Genomic DNA, 25,494 nt, shown 5'->3' with positions numbered 1-25,494 from the left:
CAGGCAGCTGCCGCTGCATGAACGCGGCCGTCCGATAGCGCTCGCCCATTCATCTATGAAGCTTCAGAATTGGCGTACTCCTTCCTGGAAGACCGCGATGCATCGTCAGCTCCGTTATGCCGTCCTCGCCACCGCCCTGTTCGCCGGCACCGCGTTTGCCGGTGCGCGCCAGGAGCTGGACACGTTCACCCGTGGCCTGAAGGGCCTGGATGGGCAGTTCAACCAGCAGGTCACCGATGCCAACGGACGGGTCAAGGAGCGTTCGAGCGGGCGGGTGGCACTGTCGCAGCCGCGCCAGTTCCGCTGGGAATACGCCAAGCCTTACAAGCAACTGATCGTGGCCGACGGCAAGAAAGTGTGGGTCTTCGATCCCGACCTGGAGCAGGTCACGGTGCGTGCGCAGGGCAACGAAGAGCAGAACAGCCCGCTGGTGGCATTGATCGACCCCGCGCGGCTGGACAAGCAATACGACGTCAGCGAAGAAGCGGCCCCGCGTGATGGCCTGCAGTGGCTGTCGCTGACGCCGAAGGTCGACACCGAGGCCAGCTTCCAGATGGCTTCGCTGGGCTTCGGCAAGGATGGCCTGGCCAAAATGGAAGTGGTCGATGCGGTAGGTCAACGCACTGCGATCAGTTTCAGTGGCTGGAAGCGCAACCCCGCGTTCGCGGCCGACACTTTCCGTTACGCCCCGGCCAAGGGAGTGGATGTGGTGGGCGACGCGCAGTAACCCTGTAGTTGCGGGGCACTGACTCCGCGTTGTCAGGCTGCGCTCCTAGCCCCTTGCGCTTTGCCCGCGGATGTCGCGCCTTCCTGCGCGAAGGCGTCTGCACGGCGCCTGTCGTGCTCCGGATGCGGTCGCCAACGTGCATCAGTGCCGCCAACGCCTCTGCGACCGTGCGAGTCCTGTCGCGTCCGCGCAACACCACATCGCTGCAATGCGATAACGCCCCGCCGCGATAGAATGAGCTGTGGCACGAACCAGATCCACCATCGACAGCACCGCCGATCTGCTTAGCGTGGACGCGGACCATCTGCGCCCGCTCGCAGAGCGCATGCGTCCGCGGACGCTGGACGAAATGGTCGGCCAGAAACGCCTGTTGACGCCCGACAGCGCGCTGCGTCGCGCGGTGGAATCCGGTCGCGTGCATTCGATGATCCTGTGGGGTCCGCCGGGATGCGGCAAGACCACGCTCGCGTTGCTGCTGGCGCACTACGCGGATGCCGAATTCAAGGCGATTTCCGCAGTGTTGTCGGGGCTGCCCGATGTGCGCCAGGTGCTGGCCGAGGCCGCGCAGCGGTTCGCCAGCGGCCGTCGCACCGTGTTGTTCGTCGACGAGGTGCATCGCTTCAACAAGGCGCAGCAGGATGCGTTTTTGCCGCATATCGAACGCGGCACCATCCTGTTCGTCGGTGCGACCACGGAAAACCCGTCGTTCGAATTGAACTCGGCCTTGCTGTCGCGCTGCCGCGTGCACGTGCTGGAATCGGTGTCGCCGCAGGACATCGTCGAAGCGCTGCAGCGGGCCTTGCACGACTCCGAGCGCGGGTTGGGGCAGGAGACGATCCAGGTCAGCGACGCGTCGTTGCTGGAAATCGCCAGTGCGGCCGACGGTGACGTACGGCGCGCGTTGACCCTGCTGGAGATCGCCGCCGAACTGGCGGGCGGCGAGGGCGGGGAAATCACGCCGCAGACGCTGCTGCAGGTGCTGGCCGACCGCACCCGCCGTTTCGACAAGAACGGCGAGCAGTTCTACGACCAGATCTCGGCGCTGCATAAATCGGTGCGCAGCTCCAATCCGGATGCGGCGCTGTACTGGCTCACGCGCATGCTCGACGGCGGTTGCGACCCGGCGTATCTGGCGCGGCGTCTGACCCGCATGGCGATCGAGGACATCGGTCTGGCCGACCCGCGCGCGCAGAGCATGGCGCTGGAGGCCTGGGATATTTACGAGCGCCTCGGCAGCCCGGAAGGCGAGTTGGCGTTCGCACAACTGGTGCTGTACCTGGCCAGCACCGCAAAATCCAATGCCGGCTACGCGGCCTTCAATCAGGCCAAGGCCGAGGTGCGCGCGACCGGCACGCAAGAGGTGCCGCTGCATCTGCGCAATGCACCGACCAAGCTGATGAAGACGCTCGGCTATGGGCAGGACTATCAATACGACCACGATGCCGAAGGCGGCATCGCGCTGGACCAGACCGGGTTTCCGGATGCGATGGGCGAGCGGGTGTACTACAAGCCGGTGCCGCGCGGGCTGGAGATCAAGCTGAAAGAAAAGCTGGATCGGCTGCGCGAGGCACGTGCGCAGGCGCGGGCTGACAAGGCCGGCAAACCCACGGCATAATCGCCCGCACAGGAGATGGCATTCCTCCTTGAACCGCACGCACTCTGCGCGCTGATGATGCCTGCCACCCCCGCCGGGGCGGCAGGCCTGTGCCCCGGCATCGCTTCTTGACTCAGGATGGATGACGCCGATGTCGCACGCTATTTCTTCTAAGACTCCCCCCGATAGCGGGGTGCACGCATGAATGCACCGGTGTGGTGGCAACAGCTGTTGCTGGCGATGACCGGCGGTGCACTGGGTTCCGGTTTGCGTTTTGCCATTGGCGCGTCGTTGTTGCAGCGCTTCGGTACCGGTTTTCCGTGGGGAACGCTGGCGGTGAATCTGCTCGGCTCGTTCGTCGCCGGCGTACTGCTGGTCTGGCTGGATGCGCGCGGACCATCGAGCTGGCCGCTGCGGGCCCTGCTGATCGTCGGCGTGATCGGCGGGCTGACCACGTTTTCATCGCTGATGATGGAATGCCTGGTGTTTGCGCGCACCGATCGGTCCACGATGATCGGCGTGTATCTGGCAATGACGCTGGTGGCCGGGCTGGTGCTGGTGTTTGCGGGTGCGCGGACAGGTCAGTGGCTGGTGACGCGCTAGGCATCGGCCTTGTTGTAGGTGCTGAAGTTTGCCGGCGAAGGCTTCCGGGCGGCGCATTGCATGCGGCGGTTATCTCGGGGTGTGCGGCACTGCGGGCGCGGCGGTTCCCACGATGCAGCCGAGCGCTGCGGTCGCTAAAACAGAGCCCAGCAAGGTACGATCGGCGCAGCCACCGGAGATGTCGACTGGTGCACGTGATTCCGCTCGCTGCGCAGCTCCGGCCGACGACGGGTTGCGGCCATAAAGAAGGCGTGCTTGCGCACGCCTTCGGTCACTGCTGATCGCGTTCGCGAGATCGGCACCTTGGCCGATCTCGTCGAACCCGTGCTTACAACGCTTCGATGATGCCTGCCGCGCCCATGCCGGTGCCGATGCACATGGTGACCATGCCGTACTTCTGCTGACGGCGACGCAGGCCGTGCACCAGGGTGGCGGCACGGATCGCGCCGGTCGCGCCCAGCGGATGGCCCAGTGCAATCGCGCCGCCCAGAGGATTGACCTTGGACGGGTCCAGTTCGCTGTCGCGGATCACCGCCAAAGCCTGCGCGGCGAAGGCTTCGTTGAGCTCGATCCAGTCGAGTTGGTCCTTGGTCAGGCCGGCCTGCTTGAGCGCCTTGGGAATGGCTGCGATCGGGCCGATGCCCATGACTTCCGGGCGCACGCCGGCCACCGAGAAGCTGACAAAACGCGCCAGCGGGGTCAGGCCGTAATCCTTGATCGCCTGCTCGGAGGCCAGCAGTACCGCGCCGGCGCCATCGCTCATCTGCGAGGAGTTGCCGGCGGTGACGCTGCCGCCGAACTGCCCATTGCGGAACACAGGGCGCAGCTTGGCCAGGCCTTCCAGCGAACTGTCCGGACGCGGGCCTTCATCGGTGTCGACCAGCCGCTTGCGCAGCGCGATGACATTGCCGGCAAGGTCGGGCTGGTGCGAATGGATCTCGTACGGGGTGATCTCGTCGCGGAACTCGCCCGCCGCGATCGCCGCGATGGCCTTCTGGTGCGAGGCCAGCGCAAACGCATCCTGATCCTCGCGCGAGACCTTCCACTCCTCGGCCACTTTCTCGGCGGTGATGCCCATGCCATAGGCAATGGCCACATGGTCGTCGGCGAACACGCTCGGCGACATGGCGACCTTGTTGCCCATCATCGGCACCATCGACATCGACTCGGTACCGCCGGCCAGCATCAGGTCGGCATTGCCCAGGCGGATCTGGTCGGCCGCCATCGCCACGGCCTGGATGCCGGACGAACAGAAGCGATTGATGGTCTGGCCGGCGACGGTGTTGGGCAGGCCGGCGAGCAGCACGCCGATGCGCGCCACGTTCATGCCTTGCTCGCCCTCGGGCATCGCGCAGCCGATGATGGCGTCGTCGATGCGCGACAGGTCGATGCCCGGCGCCTGCGCGACCACCGCGCGCAGCACGTGCGCCAGCATGTCGTCGGGACGGGTGTTGCGGAACACGCCCTTCGGCGCCTTGCCGACCGGGGTACGGGTGGCGGCAACGATGTAGGCTTCTTGAATCTGCTTGCTCATGGCTATCTCCGATAGCCGGGAATCGAGAATGGGGAATCGGGAATCGCAAGTGCGGATTCGCCTGAGTTCACCATCTTCATCACCCGGCAGAATTAATGGGGAGAAGCGGGGAGTCGGTTGGGCTTTTACCCATTCCCGATTCCCCACTCCCGATTCTCAGTTCCGCAACGGCTTACCCGTCTTGAGCATGTGCCCAATCCGCGCCTGGGTCTTTTCCTGCTGGGCCAGTTCGACGAAGTGCTTGCGCTCCAGCTTGAGCAGCCATTCTTCGTCGACCAGCGCGCCGCGATCGACCTCGCCGCCGCACACGACCGTGGCGATGCGGGTGGCGATTTCGTAGTCGTATTCGCTGATGAAACGGCCTTCCAGCATGTTGACCAGCAGCATCTTAAAGGTGGCGATGCCGACGTCGCCGGCAACCTGGATGCGGCGTGCCGGCAACGGCGCGCGGTAGCCGCCTTCGGCCAGTGCGCGCGCTTCGGCCTTGGCGATGTGCAGTGCCTCGTAGCTGTTGAAGACGATCTTGTCGGTGGTGCGCAGCAGACCCAGCTCCTGGGCGTTGACCGCCGAGTTGGAGACCTTGGCCATCGCGACGGTTTCGAAGGTCTTCTTCAGCTCGGCGAACACATCGCCGCCCGGACCTGCCGCCACCGAGGCACGCGCGGCGATCTCCTTCAGGCCACCACCGGCCGGCAGCAGGCCGACGCCGGCTTCGACCAGGCCGATATAGCTTTCCAGCGAGGCCACGGTCTTGGCGCTATGCATCTGGAACTCGCAACCGCCACCCAGCGCCAGCCCGCGCACGGCCGAAATCACCGGCACCTGCGCATACTTGATGCGCTGGCTGGTGGCCTGGAAGTTGGCGACCAGCGCTTCGAACGCGTCCACCTTGCCGGCCTGCAGCAGACCCAGCGCACCGGCCAGATCGGCACCGGCGGAGAAGGGCTCCTTCTGCTGCCAGATCACCAGGCCGGCGAAGTCCTTCTCCGCACGACCCACCACTTCCTGCAGACCATTGAGAACATGGTCGGACACGGTGTTCATCTTGGTCTTGAAGCTGACCACGGCGATGTCGTCGCCGTCATGCCACATGCGCACGCCGTCGTTCTCGAACACCGTCTCGCCTGGCGAGAACTGCTCGCCCAGCAGCGGATCGGGGAAGCGCTGGCGCTTGTACACCGGCAACGCCGAGCGCGGCAGCTTGGCGTCGCGCGCCGGGCTGTAGGAGCCTTCGGCACCATGCACGCCGTCGCGACCGTCGAAGACCCAGTTCGGCAACGGTGCGCTGCTCATGCTCTTGCCGTTGGAGATGTCTTCGGCAATCCACTGCGCCACCTGCTTCCAGCCGGCGGCCTGCCAGGTCTCGAACGGGCCGAGCGACCAGCCGTAGCCCCAGCGGATCGCCAGATCCACATCGCGCGCGGTCTCGGCGATATCGGCCAGGTGATAAGCGCTGTAGTGGAACAGGTCGCGGAACGTGGCCCACAGGAACTGCGCCTGCGGGTGCTGGCTTTCGCGCAGCTTGGCGAACTTTTCGGCCGGGTTCTTGATCTTGAGGATCTCCACCACCTCGGGTGCGGCAGTGCGATCAGCGGCGCGGTAATCCTGCTTCTGCAGGTCCAGCACCACGATGTCCTTGCCCACCTTGCGGAAGATGCCGGCGCCGACCTTCTGTCCCAGCGCACCCTTGGCGATCAGCGCATCCAGCCACTTCGGCGACTTGAAATACTCGTGCCACGGATCGTCGGGCAGGGTGTCGCCCATGGTCTTGATCACGTGCGCCATGGTGTCCAGGCCGACCACGTCGGAGGTGCGGTAGGTCGCCGACTTCGGGCGGCCGACCAGCGGGCCGGTCAGGCCATCCACTTCATCGAAACCCAGGCCGAATTGCTGGGTGTGATGGATGGTGGACAGGATCGAGAACACGCCGATGCGGTTGCCGATGAAGTTCGGGGTGTCTTTCGCATACACCACGCCCTTGCCGAGCGTGGTCACCAGGAAGGCTTCCAGGCCCTCGAGCACGGCCTTGTCGGTGCCCCTGGCCGGGATCAGCTCGGCCAGGTGCATGTAGCGCGGCGGGTTGAAGAAATGCACGCCGCAGAAGCGATGGCGCAACTGCTCCGGCAGCACGTCGGAGAGCTTGTTGATGCCCAGGCCCGAGGTGTTGGACGCCAGCACCGCATGCTCGGACACGAATGGGGCGATCTTCTTGTACAGGTCCTGCTTCCAGTCCATGCGCTCGGCGATCGCCTCGATGATCAGGTCGCAGTCGCGCAGCTGTTCCAGGCCGCTCTCGTAGTTGGCCGGGGTGATCGCCTCGGCCAGCGCCTTGCTGGCGAGCGGGGCGGGGCTGAGTTTGCCGAGATTGGCGATGGCCTTGAGCACGATGCCGTCGGCGGGACCTTCCTTGGCAGGCAGGTCGAACAGCACGGTGTCGACGCCGGCATTGGTGAGGTGCGCGGCGATCTGCGCGCCCATGACGCCGGCACCGAGCACGGCGGCGCGACGAACTAGCAACGGATTGGACATAGCAATTAGCCTCTTGGTGGAACGTTTACGGTGTGGAATGAGCGCGGAAACCGGGTTCCGCGAAACGAATGAGTTCGCGCGCGGCCCGCGCACGGTGGTCGGCCTCGCTGACCCCTGCCGGGCGCTTGATCAGCCCGAAATCGGCCATCGCATAGGTAAGCGCCCCGGCCAGAAAGTCCAGCCGCCAGTACAGCTCCTCCTTGCTCAGGCCCGGCACGCAACCGGCAATGGCCTTGCCGAATTCGCGCAGGACATGACCGTAATGGTCGGACAGGAACTTGCGCAGGTTGTCGTTCTTTTCCGCATAGGCACGGGCGATCACACGTACGAAGGCGCCGCCGTTCTGGCGGTCCTGCGCCATCGCCAGGGCCGGCTCGACGAATGCGGCCAGTACCGCGGTGAGCTCGCCGGGCTGGGTTTTTTTCGCCGCCTCCAGCTGTTGCAGTCGCGCGGCGGTCATTTCGTCCATGCGACGGCGGAACACCTCGTTGACCAGGTTTTCCTTGGAGCCGAAGTGGTAGTTGACCGCGGCGATGTTGACGTCGGCCTGGGTGGTCAGCTGCCGCAGCGAGGTGCCGGCAAACCCATGCTGGGCGAACAGCTCCTCGGCGGCACCGAGAATGCGGTCCTTGGTGGAGAAGTGGGCGGGCTTGGGCATGCGCTGGGGTCGAACTCAATCAAACGATTGTTTGAGTCTACGGGCTCGGTTGCGGGCAGGTCATGCGGCAATGCAGCACGATTCAGGGGGCGGTGTGCAAACATGCGGGCGACGAGATAGAATTGACCATCGCAAAGAAGCCTAAGCCCGCGTTTTGACGCGGGTTTTTTTCATGATAACCTCGGGCCTTCAGTGGCCCGCCCAACGGAGAATTCCCAATGGCGCTGGAGCGCACCCTGTCCATCATCAAGCCTGATGCCGTCGCCAAGAACGTCATCGGCGAAATCTACAGCCGCTTCGAGAAGGCTGGCCTGAAAGTGGTGGCCGCCAAATACAAGCAGCTGTCGCGCCGGGAAGCCGAAGGCTTCTATGCCGTCCACCGCGAGCGTCCGTTCTTCAATGCGCTGGTCGAATTCATGATCTCCGGCCCGGTGATGATCCAGGCGCTGGAAGGCGAGAATGCCGTTGCCGCGCATCGCGACCTGCTGGGCGCGACCAATCCCAAGGACGCTGCGCCGGGCACCATCCGTGCCGACTTCGCCGACTCGATCGATGCCAATGCCGCCCACGGCTCGGATTCGGTTGAGAACGCTGCCAATGAAGTCGCCTATTTCTTCGCCGCAACAGAAGTGGTCTCGCGCTGAGGCCGAGAGAGTCGAATCGTGAATGAGGTCGTGATCCCCTCCGTGTTGCAGGACGTTCCTGTCCGTACCCCGGAACTGCGCAAGCAGAACCTGCTCGACCTCGATCGCGAGGGACTGGAGCGCTTCTTCGCCGACACGCTCGGCGAAGCGCGCTACCGTGCCCATCAGGTGATGAAGTGGATTCACCACCGCTACGTCACCGATTTCGACCAGATGACCGACCTCGGCAAGGCGTTGCGTGCGAAGTTGCACCAGCATGCCGAGGTGCTGGTTCCCAATGTCGTGTTCGACAAGCCGTCCACCGACGGTACCCACAAATGGCTGCTGGCCATGGGCACCGACGGCAAGAACGCCATCGAAACGGTCTACATCCCCGACAAGGGCCGCGGCACGCTGTGCGTGTCGTCCCAGGTCGGTTGCGGGTTGAACTGCACGTTCTGTTCGACCGCCACCCAGGGCTTCAATCGCAACCTCACCACCGCCGAAATCATCGGGCAGGTATGGGTTGCTGCGCGCCATCTGGGCAACGTGCCGCACCAGCAACGCCGCCTCACCAATGTGGTGATGATGGGCATGGGCGAGCCGTTGATGAATTTCGACAACGTCGTGCGCGCGATGAGTGTGATGCGCGACGATCTGGGCTATGGCCTGGCCAGCAAGCGGGTGACGCTGTCGACCTCCGGCCTGGTGCCGATGATCGACCGGCTTTCCACCGAAAGCGATGTCTCGCTGGCGGTCTCGTTGCACGCCGCCAATGACACGCTGCGCGAGAGCCTGGTGCCGCTGAACAAGAAGTACCCGATCGCCGAGTTGATGGAATCCTGCGCGCGCTATCTGCGTGGCAGCAAAAAGCGCGACTCGGTGACCTTCGAATACACCTTGATGAAGGGCATCAACGACCAGCCGGAGCACGCACGCCAGCTGGCCAGATTGATGCGTCAGTTCGACAATGCGGTGCAGTCCAAGGATGCCGGCAAGGTCAACCTGATTCCGTTCAATCCTTTCCCCGGCACGCGTTACGAGCGTTCCGGAGAGACGGAGATCCGCGCATTCCAGAAGATTCTGCTCGACGCGCAGGTGCTGACGATGGTTCGCCGTACGCGGGGCGACGACATCGATGCGGCATGCGGGCAGCTCAAGGGGCAGGTCATGGACCGTACCCGTCGCCAGGCGGAATTCCGCCGCACATTGGAAGGGCAGGCCGATCGAGATGCGGCAGCGTGAACTCGCGTTAATGGCCGCCGTGGCGATCGCGCTGTGCGCGGCCGGCTGCGGTGGTCGCAATGCCAAGCCGGGCAAGATCAGAAGCGTGGAGCAGGTTGCGCCCACCTACGATTTTCGCGACAGTTCGGCCACGCGCGACCGGCTTGCGTTGGAGCAGAAGCTGGGCCTCGCCAACAACCGTCTGCAAAGCGGCGATTACGCTGCCGCTGAGCAGTTGGTGCGCGATGTGTTGAAAAAGACGCCCAACTCGATCGATGCCTTGATGTTTCTTGGCGTGATCCAGCAGGGCCAGGGTAGCCCCGCTGCTGGAGAAACCTACCGCCGTACTGCCGAATTGGCGCCGCAGCGCGGTGATGTGCTCAATAACTATGGGGCGTGGCTGTGCGCAAATGGCCAGGCGGGAGAATCGCTTGGCTGGTTTGATCGCGCTCTGCAGGATTCAAGTTATGCGCCGGCACCGGCACTCGCCAATGCCGGTGGATGCGCACTGCAGGCTGGTCAGCGCGAGCGTGCCTTACGTGATCTGCGCAAGGCGTTGGAGCTCGAGCCCTCCAACGCCTATGCACTCGAATCGATGGCGCGTTACGAGGTTGGCCAGAAAACGTATTTCGAAGCACGTGCCTTTATCGAACGCCGGCTTGCGGCTGCACCGGTAACGGCTTCCGTGTTACAACTCGCCATTCAGATTGAGCAAGGGCTAGGCGACAAGGTAGCTGCCAGCCGTTACCAACAGCGGTTGGTCAAGGAATTTCCTGACGCAGCGACCGCTAACCCCGGGGCCAATGCATTGTGATCAGTGATTCCAATCCGAACCCTTTCGAGCAGGAAAAGGGCTGCGGGCCGCAGTTGCGCGAGGCGCGCGAAGCAGCAGGTCTGAGTGTGGACGATGTCGCTGGCAAGCTACGCATGCCGGCGCACGTGGTGCGATCGCTTGAGCAGGAAGACTGGCAGCGCCTGGGCGCGCCGGTCTTCGTTCGCGGTCAGTTGCGCAGTTATGCGCGGCTGTTGCAGGTGGATCTGGAGCCGTCGCTGCAACAGGCCAGCATCGCGCCGATCGAACCGGTGAAGCTGGTCAGCCACACCCATACCCCGCGTGCGCGCCGCATTCTCGAAAGCACCGCACGCAAGGCGATGTATGTCGTCATCACCGGCGTGTTCGCTGTGCCGGTCTGGTATGCGACACGCTCGCATCTGGATGGCAAGGGGCCGAGTACGGTGTCGCTGGACAGCATGCCGGTCGCAGCGAAGACCAGTGCTCCCGCCAACCCTGCAGCGCCGCCGGCCGCGCCGCGCGAGCAGCCGGCACCGTACATCGCATCGATGACGCCTGTGCCGCGTGCGACGCCTGAGGCCGAGGCGGCACCGGCAGTGGCGGACGCCGGCAAACACCTGTCGCTGAGTTTCAGCGGCGACAGCTGGGTGCAGATCCTGGCACCGGATGGCAGTGCAGTGGAAAAAGCACTGATCCGCGCCGGCGAGCATCGCAGCTATTCGCCGGGGCAGGTGGGCCGCATCGTACTGGGCAATGCGTCGGCGGTAGAGGTTCAGCAAGGCGGCAGTATCGTCGATGTGAAACCGTTCCAGCGCGCTAACGTGGCCCGTTTTGCGGTATCCTCCGACGGCTCCGTGGTACCTGCTTCCGAGTGAAGCGGACTGCGGTTTTTCATTTTCCCCTTTTGATGTTCCGCGCCTCCGGGATGACGGAGCGAGAGTACGCATGGCGATCGACGATCTGCTGGACGAACACGAACAAGGCGAACGCGTTCGTTCCTGGTTGAGAAAGAATGGCGCGGGACTGGTGGGCGGCGTCCTGCTCGGACTGGCCCTGATCCTGGGCTGGCAGTGGTGGCAGAAGCGCACCAACACCGAATTGGTCGAAGCCAACGCGCGGTACGAAGCGGTGGTGAAGTCGATCCAGGCCAAGGACCTGGACAAGGCGGCCAAGGACATCGTGGCGCTCGACGACGGCAAAGGCGGCATCTATGCCGAGCTGGCTGCGTTACGTCTTGCCAAGGCGCAGGTCGATGCCGGCAAGCACGCCGAAGCGATCAAGACGCTGCGCGACGTGCCTGCAGAAGGCGAGCTCAAGCACATCGTGCAACAGCGTCTGGCGCGCGTGCTGACCGAGAGCGGCAAGCCGGATGAGGCGATCAAGCTGCTGGCCGACGCGCAGGATCACGCCAGCCTGGAGATCCGCGCCGATGCGCTGGTCGTTCAGGGCAAGACCGATGAAGCGCGTGCGTTGTACGCCAAGGCATTGACCACGGTCGATGTGGCCTCGCCGCAGCGCCGGTTGCTGGAAACCAAGCTGATGGATGTGGGCGGCAAAGTGCCCGATCCGGCGGAGCAGATTTGATGAAGCAGGACACTATGTACAAGCGCATTGCGTTGATCGCCCTGATGGGCATGTCGTTGGCCGGTTGCAGCACGGTCAAGGGCTGGTTTGCTGGTAAGGATGCTGCTGCCAAGAAGGCGCAGGAACCTGCCGAGCTGGTCAAGTTCGAGCCATCGGTCAAGGTCGACAAGATCTGGTCCACCGGCATCGGCAAGGGTGAAGGACACATCGGCGTGCGTCAGCGTCCGGCCGTCGCCGATGGCAAGGTCTATGCCGCAGCGATCACCGGCGGCGTGCAGGCGCTGGATCTGCAGACCGGCAAGCGCGTGTGGGAATACAAGCCCAAGAAAGAAGAGCGTAACGACCGCAAGTTCAAGCAGCGCCTGTCCGGTGGTCCCGGCGTCGGCGAAGGCCTGGTGGTGATCGGGACGCTGTCTGGCGACGTGATTGCGTTGAACCAGGCCGACGGCACCGAGAAGTGGCGCGCTAAGGTGCCCAACGAAGTGATCGCCGCGCCCGCCATTGCACAGAACCTGGTGCTGGTGCGTAGCAACGACGGCCGCGTCAGTGCCTTCGATGCGGCGACCGGCGAGCGTCGCTGGTTCCATGCCGAAGAAGGCCCGACCCTGTCGGTGCGCGGCAATGCGCCGATCGTGACCGGCCCGGGCGTGGTGTTTGTCGGTAACGACAGCGGCACCTTGAGTGCGCTGGCGCTGCAGGATGGCCGCCCGTTGTGGGAACAGGCGATCGGCGTGCCGGAAGGTCGCACCGAGCTGGAGCGCATGTCCGACGTGGACGGCGCGCCGGTACTGGATGGCACCACCCTGTACGCCACCAGCTTCAAGAACGAAACCCTCGCGCTGGAAGGCCCGAGCGGACGTCCGTTGTGGACGCGCGATCACGGCGGCGCCGGTGGCGTTGGTGTGTCGTCGGCCGTGGTGGTGGTGTCCGACAACGCCGGTTCGGTGTGGGGCCTGGACAAGAGCAGCGGCGCGGCGATGTGGTCGCAGGCTGCCTTGGCGCGTCGCTCGCTGACCGGTGTGGCCATCCAGGGCGATTACGCCGTGGTTGGCGATTACAAAGGCTACCTGCACTGGCTGAAACTCAGCGACGGTGCACTGGCCGCGCGCGCTCGCGCTGGACGCGACACGCTGCTGGCGCAGCCGGTGGTCGTCGATGGCATTCTGCTGGTACAAAACACCGACGGCGATCTCACCGCCTTCCGGTTGGCACAATAAGGACCTTGCGATGCTGCCCCTGGTCGCCCTGGTTGGACGGCCCAATGTCGGCAAGTCCACCATCTTCAATGCGCTGACGCGCACCCGTGACGCGCTGGTCCACGACCAGCCCGGCGTCACCCGCGACCGTAACTACGGCGTCTGCCGTCTGGACGAGCAGCAACCCTTCATCGTTGTCGATACCGGTGGTATCGCCGGCGACGAGGAAGGCCTGGCCGGCGCCACCGCGCGTCAGGCGCGTGCAGCCGCTGGCGAAGCGGATCTGGTGTTGTTCGTGGTCGATGGCCGCGAAGGCGCGTCTTCGCTGGATGACGAGATCCTGGCCTGGTTGCGCAAGCTGGCGCGGCCGACCGTGCTGGTCATCAACAAGATCGACGGCACCGACGAAGAGACCGTGCGCTCGGAATTTGCGCGCTACGGCTTCTCCGATGTGGTGGCGCTGTCTGCTGCGCATCGGCAGGGTATCGATGAACTGCTTGAGGAAGTCGGTGCACGGCTCCCGGAGGAAGGGTCCGGCGAGTTGCTGGACAACGACCCGGCGCGTGTGCGGATCGCCTTCGTGGGCCGCCCGAACGTGGGCAAGTCGACGCTGGTCAATCGCCTGCTCGGCGAGGAGCGCATGATCGCTTCCGAAGTGCCGGGCACCACCCGCGATTCGATCGCGGTGGACCTGGAGCGCGATAATCGTCAGTACCGCCTGATCGACACCGCCGGCCTGCGCCGCCGCGGCAAGGTGGAAGAGGCCGTCGAGAAATTCAGTGCGTTCAAGACGCTGCAGGCGATCGAGCAATGCCAGGTCGCGGTGCTGATGCTGGACGCGACCGAAGGTGTGACCGATCAGGACGCGACGATTCTCGGCGCGATTCTGGATGCCGGCCGCGCCCTGGTGGTGGCGATCAACAAGTGGGATGGGCAGAGCGACTACCAGCGTGCGCAGGCCGAAGACCTGCTGTCGCGCAAGCTGGGCTTCGTCAGCTGGGCCGAGGCGGTGCGGATTTCTGCGCTGCACGGCTCGGGCATGCGCGAGCTGTTCCAGGCGATCCATCGCGCACACGCGTCGGCCACGCACGAGTTCAGCACCAGCGAAGTCAACCAGGCGCTGGAAATCGCCTACGAGACCAATCCGCCGCCGAGCATCCGCGGCCACGTTTCCAAGCTGCGCTACGTGCATCCGGGTGGCGCAAACCCGCCGACCTTCATCGTGCACGGCACGCGCCTGAAGGTGCTGCCGGAGTCGTACAAGCGCTATCTGGAGAACTTCTTCCGCAAGCGCTTCAAGCTGGTCGGCACGCCGGTACGCTTCATCTTCCGCGAAGGCGCCAATCCGTACGAGGGCAAGAAGAACACGCTCACCGAACGGCAGGTGGCGCGCAAACGGCGGTTGATGAAGCACGTCAAGGGCAAGTAGGCGGGGTCTGATCACGCCTGGCGAGCTTTCGCCAGGTGGACACAGGGTTGGTACGCGTTCGGCCGGCCCTGATCGAATGTTTCAACAGCTGCGCACGCGAAAGTCACGTGCTTCGGACGACTGCATGGTCGTTTTGCCAGCCGCTCTAAGTCGTCGTGTCGCACTGGTATCCTGCGCGACATGACCGACTATCCCTCCCGTATTGCGTATGCGCAGGCGCTGCAGATTCTGCAGGCCGTTGCAGCCAACAGCCGCCCGCCCGATGAGAACATCGCCACCGCGCGTGCCGATGGGCGGATTTGCGCTGCCGACCTGATCGCGCCGCTCGCCCTGCCGCCATTCACCAACAGCGCAATGGACGGCTTTGCGTTGCGGCATGTCGATATCGCTGGCGGCGATGCGTCGTTGCAACTGGTCGGCGAACAATTCGCCGGCGAACGTTGGACCGGCACGCTGAGCGCGGGGCAATGCCTGCGCATCACCACCGGCGCGCCGCTGCCGGATGGCGCCGATACTGTCATTCCGAAGGAAGATGCCGACGAGCGCGATGGCGTGGTGCGCTTCCGCACGACGCCTGCACCGGGCACGGCGGTGCGGCTGGCCGGTAGCGACGTGCGTGCCGGCGATCTGGTGATCCAGACCGGGCAGGTGCTGACCCCGGCCCGCATCGGGCTGGCGGCGGCGCTGGGCGTCTCGCGGCTGGCGGTCGCGCCGCGACCGACCATCGCGGTGCTGGCGACCGGCGATGAATTGGTGGAGCCTGGCATGCCGCTCGGCCCCGGCCAGATCTACAACAGCAACCGCGACATGCTGATGGCGCAGCTGCGGGCGCTGGGCTATGCGCCGACCGCATGGCCGACCTTGCCGGACGATCCGCAGCGCATCCGCACCATGCTGGAAGATGCGGCGGCGGCCTTCGATGTGGTGATCACCTGCGGCGGCGTATCGGCTGGGGAAAAGGATTACCTGCCGCGCCTGATCCAGGAACTGGGGCGGATCCATTTCTGGCGTGTGCGCATGCGCCCGGGCATGCCGGCGGTGTTGGGGCAGATCGGACGCTGCCTGGTATTGGGCCTGCCGGGCAACCCGGTGTCTGTCCTGGCGACGTTGATCGCCTACGGTGTGCCGTTGCTGGACGGGCTACAGGGGCGCAGCGAGCCGCGTCCGGTGTGGCACGCGGCGCTGGCAAGTGCCTGGGAAAAGCGCCACGAGCGTCTGGAATTTTTGCGCGGCCGGCTTGAGTGCGGCGTTGACGGGCGCTTGAGCGCGCAGCCGCATCGAGGCGACGCGTCGCATCTGCTGCGTGGGGCGGCCGACAGCAATGCGCTGATCGTCCTGCCGGAACAGGCGCGTCGCTTCGAGGCAGGCGAGATCGTGCAAGTGATTCCGTACGCGTTGTAGCCCTGCAGCGAGGCGAAACGGGTCTAGCCCGGGGTGCCAGGCCGCGCGTTGCGGTGCTGCGAGTGGTGCTGCGAGCGGCGCTGCTAATGCCTAGCGACTCGGCTTCAGGCGCTAACGAGCCTGGTGTGGTGCGACAACGCGGCTGACGGATCCGCTCCATCGGCCAGCTTTCCGGCTTGCTCGGGCAGGGTGAGCCGTGCTCGCACATGCGTCACCGACACGATGTGTGCGCCGATCACGCGTTGCGCATCTGCAACGCCACCTCGGCAGATGCGCTCAACCGACTGCGCTGCCGCAAAAGGACGCGTAGTCCGCATACCCGGGGAATGCGATACCCGGCGCGCACAACGGGCAATGCGGATCGGGCGGCAGGCGGATCTCGCGGAATCGCATCGATAGCGCATCGAAGCTGAGCAGGCGGCCGCTCAGGCTGTCGCCGATGCCAAGCAGCAACTTGAGCGCTTCGGTGGCCTGCAATAGCCCGATCACCCCGGGCAGCACGCCGAGCACGCCGGCGTCCGCGCAGCTGGGTGCAAATTCCGGCGGCGGCGGTTCGGGGAACAGGCAGCGGTAGCAGGGCGCATGCCCGCGGTTGCGACCGGCATCGAATACGCTCACCTGACCTTCGAACTGTTGCACCGCCCCGTACACCAGCGGCTTGCCGAGTTTGACGCAGGCATCGTTGAGCAGGTAGCGCGCGGCAAAGTTATCGGCACCATCGACCACGACATCCACATCTTGCAGCAACGCTTCCACGTTGTCGGCGCTGACGCGTGTCTGCACCGCCTCGACGTGCACGCGCGGATTGAGTGCGCCGATGCGCTGCGCCGCCGAGTCGACCTTGGCGGTACCTAGGCTGTCTTCGGTATGCAGGATCTGACGCTGCAGGTTGCTGCGGTCGACGACATCGTCGTCGGCCAGACGCAGGTGGCCGACGCCTGCGGCAGCCAGATAGAATGCGGCCGGCGAGCCCAGCCCGCCGGCGCCGACCAGCAGCACGCGCGCAGCTGCCAGCCGCTGCTGGCCTTGCACACCGACCTGGGGCAAGCGCAAATGCCGCGAATAGCGCTCAAGGAAATCCTGCTCGTCCGCCGGCAGGCTGGGGCGCACCAGCGGCAGGCCGTCGCTCATCCATGCGGTGGTGCCGCCCACCACCGATGCAACCTGGGTGTATCCCTGCGCACGCAATGTTTCGGCTGTATGCGCGGAGCGTCTGCCGCTCTGGCAGATCAACAGGATTTCGCGTGCGTGGTCGGGCAGATGCTGCGTGGGCGCGGTTTCCAGATCGTGTTGGGCAATCGCCAACGCGCCCTCGGCCTGGCCACCGGCGCGCTCATGCAGTTGCCGGATATCGATCAGCAGTGCGCCTTGCACGGCGCGTGCACGCGCATCGGTGGGGGAGATGTCATGGCTGCTCATGACGCTATTGTCGCGCAAACAGCGCGGTTTTGATGCGTAATGGCCTGCTGCGGAATTGGACGCGCGCAGCCGATCCTCCGGCCCTTGACGTGCTGCCACCAAGCGCATCCTGCGACGCTAGCTCGGGGTGTGACCGCCGCATGGCCTATGCACGTGTGGCTCGCAATTGATGCGCAGACAAGGGGTAGGGGAGCTTCGACGCCCGGTGCTGGTGTCGAGCAGGTCATCCAGACTCACGCAGTGGCTGGATGTCGCACTCAATGGCGAGCCCAACAAGAAAGTGGCGCTCTTTCCGAGGCGACCAAACTGCGGTGAGTTTCGATCAACAACTAAGCGCCGTCCTGGCTGGGGCGATGTCAGGCGGCATTGCCTTGCCGCAACGTCCTTGCACCCTTGGTTCCGTTTGCGTGCGACCTGGCATGGAGCATTTGTCATCAGGCTCACCGAGGCAGCGGTAGCGTGGAGGCGTGGCAATGCGGTTGGGATGCGTCAGGCGGTGCAACCTCTAGCTGAGAGATGCGTCATTGCATCGACGTTGACGCCGTCCGGGCTTGTCTGACCATCCTCGCGATGCGTGACATCCACTTTCGATCAAAGAAGGAGATCTTGATGACCCACGACATCGATGCGCAACTGAAACAATTGGCAGAACAATTACCTGAGATCCGCAGCCAGCATCCGGATGATTTCTGGGACGTGTTCCATGCCCGTACCGAAAAAATCAGTGCCGCTGCGCAGTCGCCGGAAGAGGCGGCGCAAATCGTCAAGCGGATCGATGAAATCCTGGTCGCCAATCAGCTGGGGCCGGCAGATCCCGGGGCATGATGTCGCAGGTGTTGTTGTCGATCAACCAACAGCAGCAGCGTCCATGGCTCCATCTTCATCCGGCTTTCTGTGCGCGATGTGCGTCTTCCGGTTCGGCATGATGGCGCGATGTCGGGCGCTGGCCGTGTTGCGGGTGCACCTGCAGCGCCGAACGGCGGCCTGCCACCTGGGTTAGCTGGCGGAGCAGTGCAATCCCGCGATTCGCCAGCGTACCTGCCGTGATCGAACGCCGTCATCAACGCACAGGCGCGCACCTGTCTATGCTGCGGCTTCACATGTCTTGAGCATAGGCTTCATGCAGCGGCCGCCATGCTGCGGCTTCACCAAGCGCGTAGCGAGCTGGTATCCCATGGCAAGCGTCACACGCAAGATCGCCACGTTCAACATCAACGGAATCGGCAGCCGATTGCCGCATTTGTTGGAGTGGCTCACGCGCGAGCAGCCGGATATTGTGGGTTTGCAGGAGCTGAAGGCCACGCAAGAGGCGTTTCCCGAGCAGGCGATTCGTGATGCCGGTATGGGGTGATCTGGCAAGGGCAGCGCGCATGGAATGGCGTGGCCTTGCTGGCACGCGGCGCCGACCCTGTCGAGATTCGTCGTGGCCTGGCGTGGGACCCGAGCGACACACAGAGCCGCTATCTTGAGGCAGCGATCCACGGGGTGGTGGTGGGGTGTCTGTATCTACCCAATGGCAATCCGCAGCCGGGTCCGAAATTCGATTACAAGCTCGCCTGGTTTCAGCGTCTGATCCGACATGCCAAGACACTGGTGGACTTGCCGCATCCGGTGGCCTTGATCGGCGATTTCAATGTGGTGCCGACCGATGCGGACATCTACGACCCCAAGGGTTGGCGCAAGGATGCCTTGCTGCAACCGGAAAGCCGACAGGCGTTTCAGACACTGATGGAGCAGGGGTGGACCGATAGCCTGCTGGCCCTGCATGGCGATGCGCCAATCTATACGTTCTGGGATTATTTTCGCCAGCATTTCGCACGCGGCCGCGGCTTGCGGATCGACCATTTACTGCTCAATCGCGCACTGGCGCCCGGCTTGCAGGACGCGGGCGTGGACAAGTGGGTGCGAGCTTTGGAAAAGGCCAGCGATCACGCGCCCACCTGGATCAGCGTGCGTGTACCGGACACCGCGGTGGAGGCGATCGAAGATCATGGCGCTGCACCGCCGGTGCGCAAACGGGGGGCGACGAAGAAAGCGCCCGCCCGCAAGACAGTCGCCAAGAAGGCGGTGACAGCCACTTCAAGGCATGCAGTGAAGAAAAAAGATGCGGCAGTTGCGCCAGTCGCCAAGCCTGCGAAGGCTGGCAAGCAAGTGGCCACGCAAAGCCCAAGGAAGGGTGGGAAAACGTAGCAGCGACGAACTGATTTGCGGGGTGACTTCGGGAATGGTGCAATGTAGTCACGATCAAGAAAAAAGCTGCGAGATAAGCAAATGGCAGCGCCGCGACAGCACGTCAGCAGACATGGCTGGCGCGGTGTCGTGTCCCGCATGTCAACCACTGGGCATGGTGCCGTTTCGCAGAGCGACGGCCGCACTCCAAGGCTGCGAAATACGAGGATGGTGATCGTTGAATCGACATGCGCATTTGCGCTCGATGCTTGAATGCGCCGCCAGGCGCTTCTTGGCCCATGGCGTACCGCCCACTGGGCGTGATCTGCTGCAGCACACAGCCAGTGATTGCTGACGATAGACATGGCATTGCCAACCCGATAGCCAGAGCACGGCAGCGCTGCGCTGCTTTTGTGGATGAACAGCTGGTGCGACACGCCGTGGGTTTCATCGCATCTTCGTTGCTTGTGGATCTGGTGGATCTGGTGGATCTGGCCGATCAGGATGGCCTTGGCTGGCGGCTCAAACGGTCGAAGAAGCCCATGCATCACAATGGTTGAGGACTGCAATTGCAGTTGCGGCGTGCGCTGTGGGCAGCGTCTTCGAGCAGGGGCAAGCCAGGTCGCGTAGACGGGGAGACCGTGGTTGTGCGCCCAGGCCACACGGCGTTGCGATGACGCGACGCGCGGCGCTGTACCGGCTGCGCTGCAGGCCGGTATCCTAGCCAGGTCATTCATCGGTCGGCAGTGCATTGCTCATGATCAGCTACGCCGAAGCACTTGCCATCGTGCACCAGCAGGTCGCCACGCTGGCCAGCGAATGGGTCGATAGCGCTCAAGCCGAAGGCCGTGTGCTTGCGCAGGCGTTGTCGAGCCCGGCCGAGCTGCCGCCGTTCGATAACAGCGCCATGGATGGGTTTGCCATCGCCACACATGGCTTGGGTGTGGCAGCAGGCAGCGAGCATACGGTGGTTGGCACCATCGCAGCAGGGACGGATGCGGCAGCAGCCGAGCTGGGCGCGGCATGGGAGATCATGACCGGCGCCGGGGTACCTGCGGGCGCCGATGCGGTGGTGCCGATCGAGCAGGTGGATGTGCTTGCGCATCACAACGCACGACCCAGCCGTATCCGTCTGCGTGCCGATGTACGTGCGGGGCAGCACATCCGCCGCCGCGGGGAAGACGTGCGCCTGCAGGATGTGGTGATCGAGGCGGGGACGGTGTTGCGTGGTGCGCATTTGATGGTGCTGGCCGGCTTGGGCTGCGCGCAGGTCCAGGTGGTGCGGCGGCCGCGGGTTGCGCTGATCGCGACGGGCCGCGAGTTGATCGGCGACCCTGCGCAGCCGCTGCAGCCCGGCCAGATCCGTGATGGCACCAGCAGCTATCTGCGCAGTCAGGTGCAGGCGGCAGGCGCGGTGTTGGTGTGGCAAGGCCAGGTGGGCGACGACGATGCAGGGTTCGATGCCGCACTCGCACAGGCGCGCGAGGCTGGCGCCGATGTGATCTTGAGTACGGGTGCGGTGTCGCGCGGGCGCTATGACTTTGTGCCCGATGCACTGGTGCGGCATGCAGCGTGCCTGCTGTTTCACAAGGTCGCCGTACGACCGGGCAAGCCGGTGCTGCTGGCGCGGTTTGCCGACGGCGTGTTGTATGTGGGCCTGCCGGGCAATCCCATGGCAAGCGCGGCTGGGCTGCGGTTTTTTGTCGAACCTGCCTTGCGCGGGTTATTGGGGATGCCGGCCGAGCGCGGCCTGCGCGTGGCCCTGGAGACGCCGATGCAGGCACGGCCGATCTGGCGCCAACATCTGCGTGCGCGCCTGTATTGCAACGCGCTGGGCGCGCTATGCGTGCAGATCCTGCCGCAGCAGGAATCGTTCCGGGTAGCGCCGTTACTGCAGGCCAATGTGTGGGCGGTGCTGGAGCCGCAGCAGGACGCAGCTGCGCCATGCATGACGGCAGAGGTGTTCGGGTTGGGCCACCTGCAACCGGCAGCTCCGGTGTTGATCCCATGAGCCGGTACGCGCACCACACCGGCGTGTGCGCTGCATGAGCGCGGCATCTCCGTGGACCGGCGTGGTGCTGGCCGGCGGGCGCTCGTCGCGGATGGGGCAGGACAAGGCCATGCTGCTTTGGCGCAGGCGGCCATTGATTGCGCACATGCAGGCGGTGCTGCGCAATGCGGGCGCGCAGGACGTCTTGCTCAGTGGCCAGCGCCCGGGCTATGACGGCATCGCCGACACGCAGCCGGATCTGGGCCCGCTTGGCGGGCTGGTCAGCGTGGTCGGCCAGGTTGCCGACCTGACCACGCTGGTGGTGGTGCCGGTGGATATGCCGCTGCTGTCTACCCAGTTGATAGCGCGGTTGCTGGCGCCCGCACAGCAGCGCTGTGTCGCCTTCGACGAACAGATGTTGCCGATGCGTCTGTGCATCGACGCGACCGTGCGTGAGGCCTTATCGACGTTGATGGTAGGCCAGGCATCGTCACGCTCGCTGCGCGCCTTGCAGCGTTCACTGCAGTGCCATCGCATCGCTGTCACCGATAGCGAACGCGCCGCGTTCGTCAATTGCAATACGCCCGAGCAGTGGAGTCAGCTCATCCATGAAAATCCAGATTGAAGGCCAGCAGGTGCGGTTCCGTATCGACGAGGCCGAACTGGCCGCTTTGCTGGCCGGGCACAGCGTCGACAATCTCAGCCGCCTGCCAAGCGGGCAGGGCGCGCGACTGGTGCGGCATAGCGTGAGCCTGACCGGCGGTCACGCTGCGTGCAATTGCGCCACCGACCATTGGCAATTGCTGGTGCCGCGCGACGCGCTGGAAGAACACGCCCGCCAGCTCCCGAGCCGCGACGGGTTGCGCTTCAGCTTCGATGCGGGCGCCGGGCATGCAGAACAGATGGCGTTGCACGTGACCTTCGATATCGATGTGCGCGACAGTGCGCGCAAGCGGTTCCCGAAGGAGTGAGCCGAGCTGTTGGACGCGCACCCGCCGAATGCGCGTGACTGGCTGCACAGCGATGGAAGGCATGAGGCCCATCATGCGATCTGCGCAGTGCCAATACGGCCGCAGTGCGTTTGCGCGTCAGGGCGTCAAGAGACGTAGTGCGCAATCGTCGGGCGAGGGTGGATGACCCTCAGGCAGCGGAGTGCATGTGTCATGCATGCGCACTCCTAGCATCCGCCGTGACCGCCTGGTGACTGCGTGGTCGTTTCTGTCAGCCATTTTTAGTCATGGCGTGACTTGGTTGCAGCGTTCGGTGCAAATCCCCGGCACGCGCTCGCAGGCCAATCCGTGTGCCTGTAGTGCGGCTTCGATCGGGGCCGTTGCCCCAGCGCAGTAGCCGGTGCCGCTGCGCAGCGCGACCACGTGCAAGCCTTCGCGCGCCAGTTCCAGCAGCAGCGCCTGTTGTGCCTGCGGCTCGGGCGGCAGTGCGCGTCGTGAGGCGTCGCGGCGTGCCAGTTCCAGGATCGCCTCCGGGACCTCGGCGTCAACGAGCAGCACATCGGCCAGGTTCATCGCACGCAACGCCTTCAAGGTCAGCAGGCCTGGATCGCCGGGCCCGGTACCGACCAGTTGCACGCTGCCACGCGCCGGCACGGTGCCGGCATCGTCCAGTGCCGCACTGAAGGCCGCTTCGGCTGCGGCATCGTCGCCGGCTTGCAGCAGCAATGGCACCTGCCCATCGATCACGCGATCGAACCAGCGCCTGCGCCGGTTCATATCGGGGAACTGGCTGCGGATTCGTTCGCGGTGGCGCGCGAACAGACCGGCGAAGCGGCCGACCGACGCATCCAGCTCGCGCTCGAGCCGCTCGCGCAGGCGGCGCGCCAGCATCGGCGCCGCGCCGGCCGACGAAATGGCGATGACCAGCGGGTCGCGATCCACGATCGCCGGCACCTGATACGTCGACAGCTCGGCATCGTCCACCACGTTGACCAGCCGCTGACGCGCGCCCGCCGCTGCCGCAACGCGCTGGTTCAAATCGGTGTCGTCGGTGGCCGCCACCACCAGCCAGACCGTGTCGATCCAGGCCGGATCGAACTCCTCGCCCAGCTGCTCGAAGCGCCCGGCGTGCATCAGTTCCGCAAGCTCGGGCGAGAGCGCGTGCGCATACAGGCGAATCTGCGCGCCCGCCTTGAGCAGCGCGAGCACCTTGCGCGTGGCAACCTCGCCACCGCCGATCACCAACACGGCGCGCCCCTGCAGGTTTGCGAACAACGGGAACAACGGCATCAGGCTCACTCCGAAAGATGACTCGCACCGACGGCATGTTGCATGGCACCATCGGCCCACGTCCACACGCCCCGCCGCCGCCAATGCGTGTCTTGCTGGTCAACGATACCGAAAAGCCCATTGGCGAACTGCGCCAGGCATTGACGCGTGCCGGTTACACGGTGCTCGACGATGTGGCATCGGTGAGTGCGTTGCTGCATGCGGTGCAGAGCCAGCAGCCGGACGTGGTGGTGATCGACGTGGATTCGCCTTCGCGCGATACGCTGGAGCAGTTATCGATGCTGCATACCCATGCACCGCGCCCGGTGGTGATGTTTTCCGGCGATGGCGACGATGCCTTGATCCATGCTGCGGTGGGGGCTGGCGTTACCGCGTACGTAGTGGACGGCCTGGCACCGGCGCGGCTGGCGCCGATCGTGCAGGTGGCGCTGGCCCGGTTTGCGCACGAGAGCAGCATGCGCAAGCGCCTGGACGATGTGCAGCAGGCATTGCAGGACCGCAAGCAGATCGACCGCGCCAAGGGTCTGCTGATGCAAAAACGTGGCCTCAGCGAGGCTGAGGCGTACGCCGCGCTGCGTCAGCAGGCGATGAAGCAGGGTGTCAAGCTGGCCGAAGTGGCGCGACGCATCGTGGCCATGGCCGAGTTGTTGGGATGAACAGATGAGCCAAGCCGAACTTCCCGTATTGCGCGTGGCCTACATGCCGCTGATCGATTGCGCGCCGCTGATTGCCGCACAGAGGCTGGGCCTGGATCGTAAGCACGGCCTGCAACTGGACCTGCAACGGCAGGCCTCCTGGGCCGGCGTGCGTGACCGTCTGCTGGCGGGCGAGGTGGAGGCGGCGCATGCACTCGCGAGCCTGGTGTATGCCATCGATCTGGGCATTGCCGGGCCGCAATGCGCGATGGCGTTGCTGATGACGCTCAATCACAACGGTCAGGTGATCACGCTGGCGCCTGCGCTTGCGCAGGCCCTGGAAGAGGGGCAGAGCTTGCCGCAGGCGCTGGCCAGCCTGGGCCGCCGCGCCGTGTTTGCGCAGACCTTCCCGACCGGCACGCATGCGCTGTGGCTCTATTACTGGCTGTCCGCGCGCGGCGTGGATCCGATGCGCGACGTGGAGGTGCTCAGCATCCCGCCGCCGCAGATGCCGGACGCCCTGGCCAGCGGCCTGGTCGACGGCTATTGCTCCGGCGAGCCGTGGGCTGCAGTTGCGCAGGCGCAGGGCAGCGGTCGCCGGGTAATCCGCAGTGGCGAGCTGTGGGCTGGCCATCCGGAAAAGGTGCTGGCATGCCGGCGCGAATTCGCCGCGCTGCAACCCGAGTTGACCGAACGCCTGACCGCCTGCGTACTGGATGCCTGCCGCTGGCTGGATGCGGACCCGGCAAATCGCGCGCAATGTGCGCAGTGGCTGGCCGAGCCACAGCATATCGGAGTATCGGCCGCGTATCTGGCCGCTTGCCTGGATGCCGATGCCGATGTCGAAGTCGAGGCACATGCGAAGGATGTGACAGCGCTGGCCTTCCATGGCGATGGCGCGGTCAACATGCCGTGGCTGTCGGACGGCGAGTGGTTCCTGACCCAGTTCCAGCGCTGGGGTTGGCATGACATCCAGGAAGACGACATCGCGCGGCTGCGCGACATCCATCGACTGGACAACTATCGGCGCGCTGCCGCGCGCGTGGGCGTGGTTTCCCCCGAGGGCGACCACCGCAGCAATCGGTTGTTCGATACGCCCTGAGCCCGGGTGCCGAGCGCATCAGGCGGCAAGTCAGGCTGGGGTGC

Annotated in this window: 23 protein-coding genes, 1 pseudogene and 1 riboswitch; of the genes and pseudogenes, 19 read left to right on the top strand and 5 right to left on the bottom strand. The window is 64.9% G+C overall.

All coding sequences use genetic code 11. From position 1 onward, the window contains the following. The first annotated feature begins 55 nt into the window (after window positions 1–55). The 3 genes from lolA (at window position 56) to crcB (ending at window position 2,924) form a co-directional block, all read left to right on the top strand. Window positions 56–727, top strand: a complete 672-nt coding sequence (gene lolA, locus FHY19_RS19755; RefSeq protein ID WP_259149867.1) for an outer membrane lipoprotein chaperone LolA — start codon at window positions 56–58, stop codon at window positions 725–727. Window positions 728–1,052: 325 nt separating this feature from the next. Beyond that, window positions 1,053–2,342: a replication-associated recombination protein A gene (locus FHY19_RS19750; protein WP_259168003.1), complete on the top strand. Its 1,290-nt coding sequence runs from the start codon at window positions 1,053–1,055 to the stop codon at window positions 2,340–2,342. Window positions 2,343–2,344: 2 nt separating this feature from the next. After that, window positions 2,345–2,413, top strand: a riboswitch (Fluoride riboswitch). A 109-nt stretch (window positions 2,414–2,522) separates the two neighbouring features. Continuing rightward, complete coding sequence (crcB, locus tag FHY19_RS19745) at window positions 2,523–2,924, top strand: fluoride efflux transporter CrcB (protein WP_259167997.1); 402 nt, start codon at window positions 2,523–2,525, stop codon at window positions 2,922–2,924. 328 nt (window positions 2,925–3,252) lie between these two features. Here crcB and FHY19_RS19740 read toward each other — a convergent pair whose 3' ends face one another. The 3 genes from FHY19_RS19740 to FHY19_RS19730 all read right to left on the bottom strand — a co-directional run bounded on the left by FHY19_RS19740 (window position 3,253) and on the right by FHY19_RS19730 (window position 7,645). Beyond that, window positions 3,253–4,458: an acetyl-CoA C-acyltransferase gene (locus FHY19_RS19740; RefSeq protein WP_011037142.1), complete on the bottom strand. Its 1,206-nt coding sequence runs from the start codon at window positions 4,456–4,458 to the stop codon at window positions 3,253–3,255. Window positions 4,459–4,614: 156 nt separating this feature from the next. Beyond that, entirely contained in the window at window positions 4,615–6,987 is a 2,373-nt protein-coding gene (locus tag FHY19_RS19735; protein WP_259167993.1) for a 3-hydroxyacyl-CoA dehydrogenase/enoyl-CoA hydratase family protein, read from the bottom strand. A 25-nt stretch (window positions 6,988–7,012) separates the two neighbouring features. Beyond that, entirely contained in the window at window positions 7,013–7,645 is a 633-nt protein-coding gene (locus FHY19_RS19730) for a TetR/AcrR family transcriptional regulator (protein ID WP_259167991.1), read from the bottom strand. A 218-nt stretch (window positions 7,646–7,863) separates the two neighbouring features. On the opposite strand from FHY19_RS19730, the gene ndk reads away from it, so the two are divergent. The 8 genes from ndk (at window position 7,864) to glp (ending at window position 15,895) form a co-directional block, all read left to right on the top strand. Continuing rightward, complete coding sequence (gene ndk, locus FHY19_RS19725; RefSeq protein WP_002812972.1) at window positions 7,864–8,289, top strand: nucleoside-diphosphate kinase; 426 nt, start codon at window positions 7,864–7,866, stop codon at window positions 8,287–8,289. Between the two features lie 30 nt (window positions 8,290–8,319). Further along, window positions 8,320–9,513, top strand: a complete 1,194-nt coding sequence (rlmN, locus tag FHY19_RS19720; RefSeq protein WP_228335611.1) for a 23S rRNA (adenine(2503)-C(2))-methyltransferase RlmN — start codon at window positions 8,320–8,322, stop codon at window positions 9,511–9,513. A gap of 10 nt (window positions 9,514–9,523) precedes the next feature. Next, complete coding sequence (locus tag FHY19_RS19715; RefSeq protein ID WP_259168154.1) at window positions 9,524–10,306, top strand: tetratricopeptide repeat protein; 783 nt, start codon at window positions 9,524–9,526, stop codon at window positions 10,304–10,306. Next, window positions 10,303–11,160, top strand: a complete 858-nt coding sequence (locus FHY19_RS19710; protein ID WP_259149452.1) for a helix-turn-helix domain-containing protein — start codon at window positions 10,303–10,305, stop codon at window positions 11,158–11,160. Before FHY19_RS19715 ends, FHY19_RS19710 begins: the two co-directional genes overlap by 4 nt. Window positions 11,161–11,230: 70 nt before the next feature. Next, window positions 11,231–11,869 (top strand): tetratricopeptide repeat protein, encoded by a 639-nt coding sequence (locus tag FHY19_RS19705; RefSeq protein ID WP_259167989.1) that lies wholly within the window; start codon window positions 11,231–11,233, stop codon window positions 11,867–11,869. Further along, window positions 11,869–13,086: an outer membrane protein assembly factor BamB gene (gene bamB, locus FHY19_RS19700; RefSeq protein WP_259149450.1), complete on the top strand. Its 1,218-nt coding sequence runs from the start codon at window positions 11,869–11,871 to the stop codon at window positions 13,084–13,086. The genes FHY19_RS19705 and bamB overlap by 1 nt, the downstream gene beginning before the upstream one ends. A gap of 10 nt (window positions 13,087–13,096) precedes the next feature. Beyond that, complete coding sequence (der, locus tag FHY19_RS19695) at window positions 13,097–14,494, top strand: ribosome biogenesis GTPase Der (RefSeq protein WP_259149449.1); 1,398 nt, start codon at window positions 13,097–13,099, stop codon at window positions 14,492–14,494. A gap of 180 nt (window positions 14,495–14,674) precedes the next feature. Beyond that, a complete protein-coding gene (gene glp / locus FHY19_RS19690; RefSeq protein ID WP_259167988.1) occupies window positions 14,675–15,895 on the top strand; it encodes a gephyrin-like molybdotransferase Glp in 1,221 nt (406 codons plus the stop codon). 276 nt (window positions 15,896–16,171) lie between these two features. Here the strand turns inward: glp and moeB are convergent, their stop codons facing one another. Then, window positions 16,172–17,314, bottom strand: coding sequence for a molybdopterin-synthase adenylyltransferase MoeB (moeB, locus tag FHY19_RS19685; RefSeq protein ID WP_259167986.1), 1,143 nt, complete (start codon window positions 17,312–17,314; stop codon window positions 16,172–16,174). 609 nt (window positions 17,315–17,923) lie between these two features. On the opposite strand from moeB, the gene FHY19_RS19680 reads away from it, so the two are divergent. The 6 genes and pseudogenes from FHY19_RS19680 to FHY19_RS19655 all read left to right on the top strand — a co-directional run bounded on the left by FHY19_RS19680 (window position 17,924) and on the right by FHY19_RS19655 (window position 22,444). Beyond that, window positions 17,924–18,139, top strand: a complete 216-nt coding sequence (locus tag FHY19_RS19680) for a hypothetical protein (protein ID WP_259167984.1) — start codon at window positions 17,924–17,926, stop codon at window positions 18,137–18,139. A 349-nt stretch (window positions 18,140–18,488) separates the two neighbouring features. Further along, a pseudogene (xth, locus tag FHY19_RS19675) lies at window positions 18,489–19,504 on the top strand (exodeoxyribonuclease III). Window positions 19,505–19,827: 323 nt separating this feature from the next. Further along, window positions 19,828–20,043, top strand: coding sequence for a hypothetical protein (locus tag FHY19_RS19670; protein ID WP_259167982.1), 216 nt, complete (start codon window positions 19,828–19,830; stop codon window positions 20,041–20,043). A 197-nt stretch (window positions 20,044–20,240) separates the two neighbouring features. Continuing rightward, window positions 20,241–21,494, top strand: a complete 1,254-nt coding sequence (locus FHY19_RS19665; protein WP_259167981.1) for a molybdopterin molybdotransferase MoeA — start codon at window positions 20,241–20,243, stop codon at window positions 21,492–21,494. A 34-nt stretch (window positions 21,495–21,528) separates the two neighbouring features. Then, a complete protein-coding gene (locus FHY19_RS19660; protein ID WP_259167979.1) occupies window positions 21,529–22,098 on the top strand; it encodes a molybdenum cofactor guanylyltransferase in 570 nt (189 codons plus the stop codon). Beyond that, window positions 22,082–22,444: a hypothetical protein gene (locus FHY19_RS19655; RefSeq protein ID WP_259149442.1), complete on the top strand. Its 363-nt coding sequence runs from the start codon at window positions 22,082–22,084 to the stop codon at window positions 22,442–22,444. Before FHY19_RS19660 ends, FHY19_RS19655 begins: the two co-directional genes overlap by 17 nt. A gap of 264 nt (window positions 22,445–22,708) precedes the next feature. Here the strand turns inward: FHY19_RS19655 and FHY19_RS19650 are convergent, their stop codons facing one another. Next, window positions 22,709–23,713 carry an NAD(P)-dependent oxidoreductase gene (locus FHY19_RS19650; RefSeq protein ID WP_259167978.1) on the bottom strand — a complete coding sequence of 335 codons (1,005 nt, stop codon included), beginning with the start codon at window positions 23,711–23,713 and terminating at the stop codon, window positions 22,709–22,711. An 83-nt stretch (window positions 23,714–23,796) separates the two neighbouring features. On the opposite strand from FHY19_RS19650, the gene FHY19_RS19645 reads away from it, so the two are divergent. Both FHY19_RS19645 and FHY19_RS19640 read left to right on the top strand, forming a co-directional pair. Then, the gene (locus FHY19_RS19645) at window positions 23,797–24,369 is read left to right on the top strand and encodes an ANTAR domain-containing protein (RefSeq protein ID WP_046964062.1); all 573 of its coding nucleotides are present in this window, start codon (window positions 23,797–23,799) and stop codon (window positions 24,367–24,369) included. Between the two features lie 4 nt (window positions 24,370–24,373). Beyond that, window positions 24,374–25,450: a CmpA/NrtA family ABC transporter substrate-binding protein gene (locus tag FHY19_RS19640; RefSeq protein WP_259167975.1), complete on the top strand. Its 1,077-nt coding sequence runs from the start codon at window positions 24,374–24,376 to the stop codon at window positions 25,448–25,450. Window positions 25,451–25,494: the final 44 nt, after the last annotated feature.

This window comes from Xanthomonas sp. 4461, from assembly GCF_024806475.1.
Taxonomy (GTDB): Bacteria; Pseudomonadota; Gammaproteobacteria; order Xanthomonadales; family Xanthomonadaceae; genus Xanthomonas; species Xanthomonas arboricola_F.
The sequence above is the reverse complement of the archived record's forward strand: the minus strand, read 5'-3'. Positions and strand labels throughout refer to the sequence as shown.

Coding starts and splice junctions, on each gene's coding strand:
- lolA (WP_259149867.1), top strand. CDS start 56: ATGAAGCTTCAGAATTGGCGTACTCCTTCCTGGAAGACCGCGATGCAT.
- FHY19_RS19750 (WP_259168003.1), top strand. CDS start 1,053: ATGCGTCCGCGGACGCTGGACGAAATGGTCGGCCAGAAACGCCTGTTG.
- crcB (WP_259167997.1), top strand. CDS start 2,523: ATGAATGCACCGGTGTGGTGGCAACAGCTGTTGCTGGCGATGACCGGC.
- FHY19_RS19740 (WP_011037142.1), bottom strand. CDS start 4,458: ATGAGCAAGCAGATTCAAGAAGCCTACATCGTTGCCGCCACCCGTACC.
- FHY19_RS19735 (WP_259167993.1), bottom strand. CDS start 6,987: ATGTCCAATCCGTTGCTAGTTCGTCGCGCCGCCGTGCTCGGTGCCGGC.
- FHY19_RS19730 (WP_259167991.1), bottom strand. CDS start 7,645: ATGCCCAAGCCCGCCCACTTCTCCACCAAGGACCGCATTCTCGGTGCC.
- ndk (WP_002812972.1), top strand. CDS start 7,864: ATGGCGCTGGAGCGCACCCTGTCCATCATCAAGCCTGATGCCGTCGCC.
- FHY19_RS19715 (WP_259168154.1), top strand. CDS start 9,524: ATGGCCGCCGTGGCGATCGCGCTGTGCGCGGCCGGCTGCGGTGGTCGC.
- FHY19_RS19705 (WP_259167989.1), top strand. CDS start 11,231: ATGGCGATCGACGATCTGCTGGACGAACACGAACAAGGCGAACGCGTT.
- bamB (WP_259149450.1), top strand. CDS start 11,869: ATGAAGCAGGACACTATGTACAAGCGCATTGCGTTGATCGCCCTGATG.
- der (WP_259149449.1), top strand. CDS start 13,097: ATGCTGCCCCTGGTCGCCCTGGTTGGACGGCCCAATGTCGGCAAGTCC.
- glp (WP_259167988.1), top strand. CDS start 14,675: ATGACCGACTATCCCTCCCGTATTGCGTATGCGCAGGCGCTGCAGATT.
- moeB (WP_259167986.1), bottom strand. CDS start 17,314: ATGAGCAGCCATGACATCTCCCCCACCGATGCGCGTGCACGCGCCGTG.
- FHY19_RS19680 (WP_259167984.1), top strand. CDS start 17,924: ATGACCCACGACATCGATGCGCAACTGAAACAATTGGCAGAACAATTA.
- FHY19_RS19665 (WP_259167981.1), top strand. CDS start 20,241: ATGATCAGCTACGCCGAAGCACTTGCCATCGTGCACCAGCAGGTCGCC.
- FHY19_RS19660 (WP_259167979.1), top strand. CDS start 21,529: ATGAGCGCGGCATCTCCGTGGACCGGCGTGGTGCTGGCCGGCGGGCGC.
- FHY19_RS19655 (WP_259149442.1), top strand. CDS start 22,082: ATGAAAATCCAGATTGAAGGCCAGCAGGTGCGGTTCCGTATCGACGAG.
- FHY19_RS19650 (WP_259167978.1), bottom strand. CDS start 23,713: ATGCCGTTGTTCCCGTTGTTCGCAAACCTGCAGGGGCGCGCCGTGTTG.
- FHY19_RS19645 (WP_046964062.1), top strand. CDS start 23,797: ATGCGTGTCTTGCTGGTCAACGATACCGAAAAGCCCATTGGCGAACTG.
- FHY19_RS19640 (WP_259167975.1), top strand. CDS start 24,374: ATGAGCCAAGCCGAACTTCCCGTATTGCGCGTGGCCTACATGCCGCTG.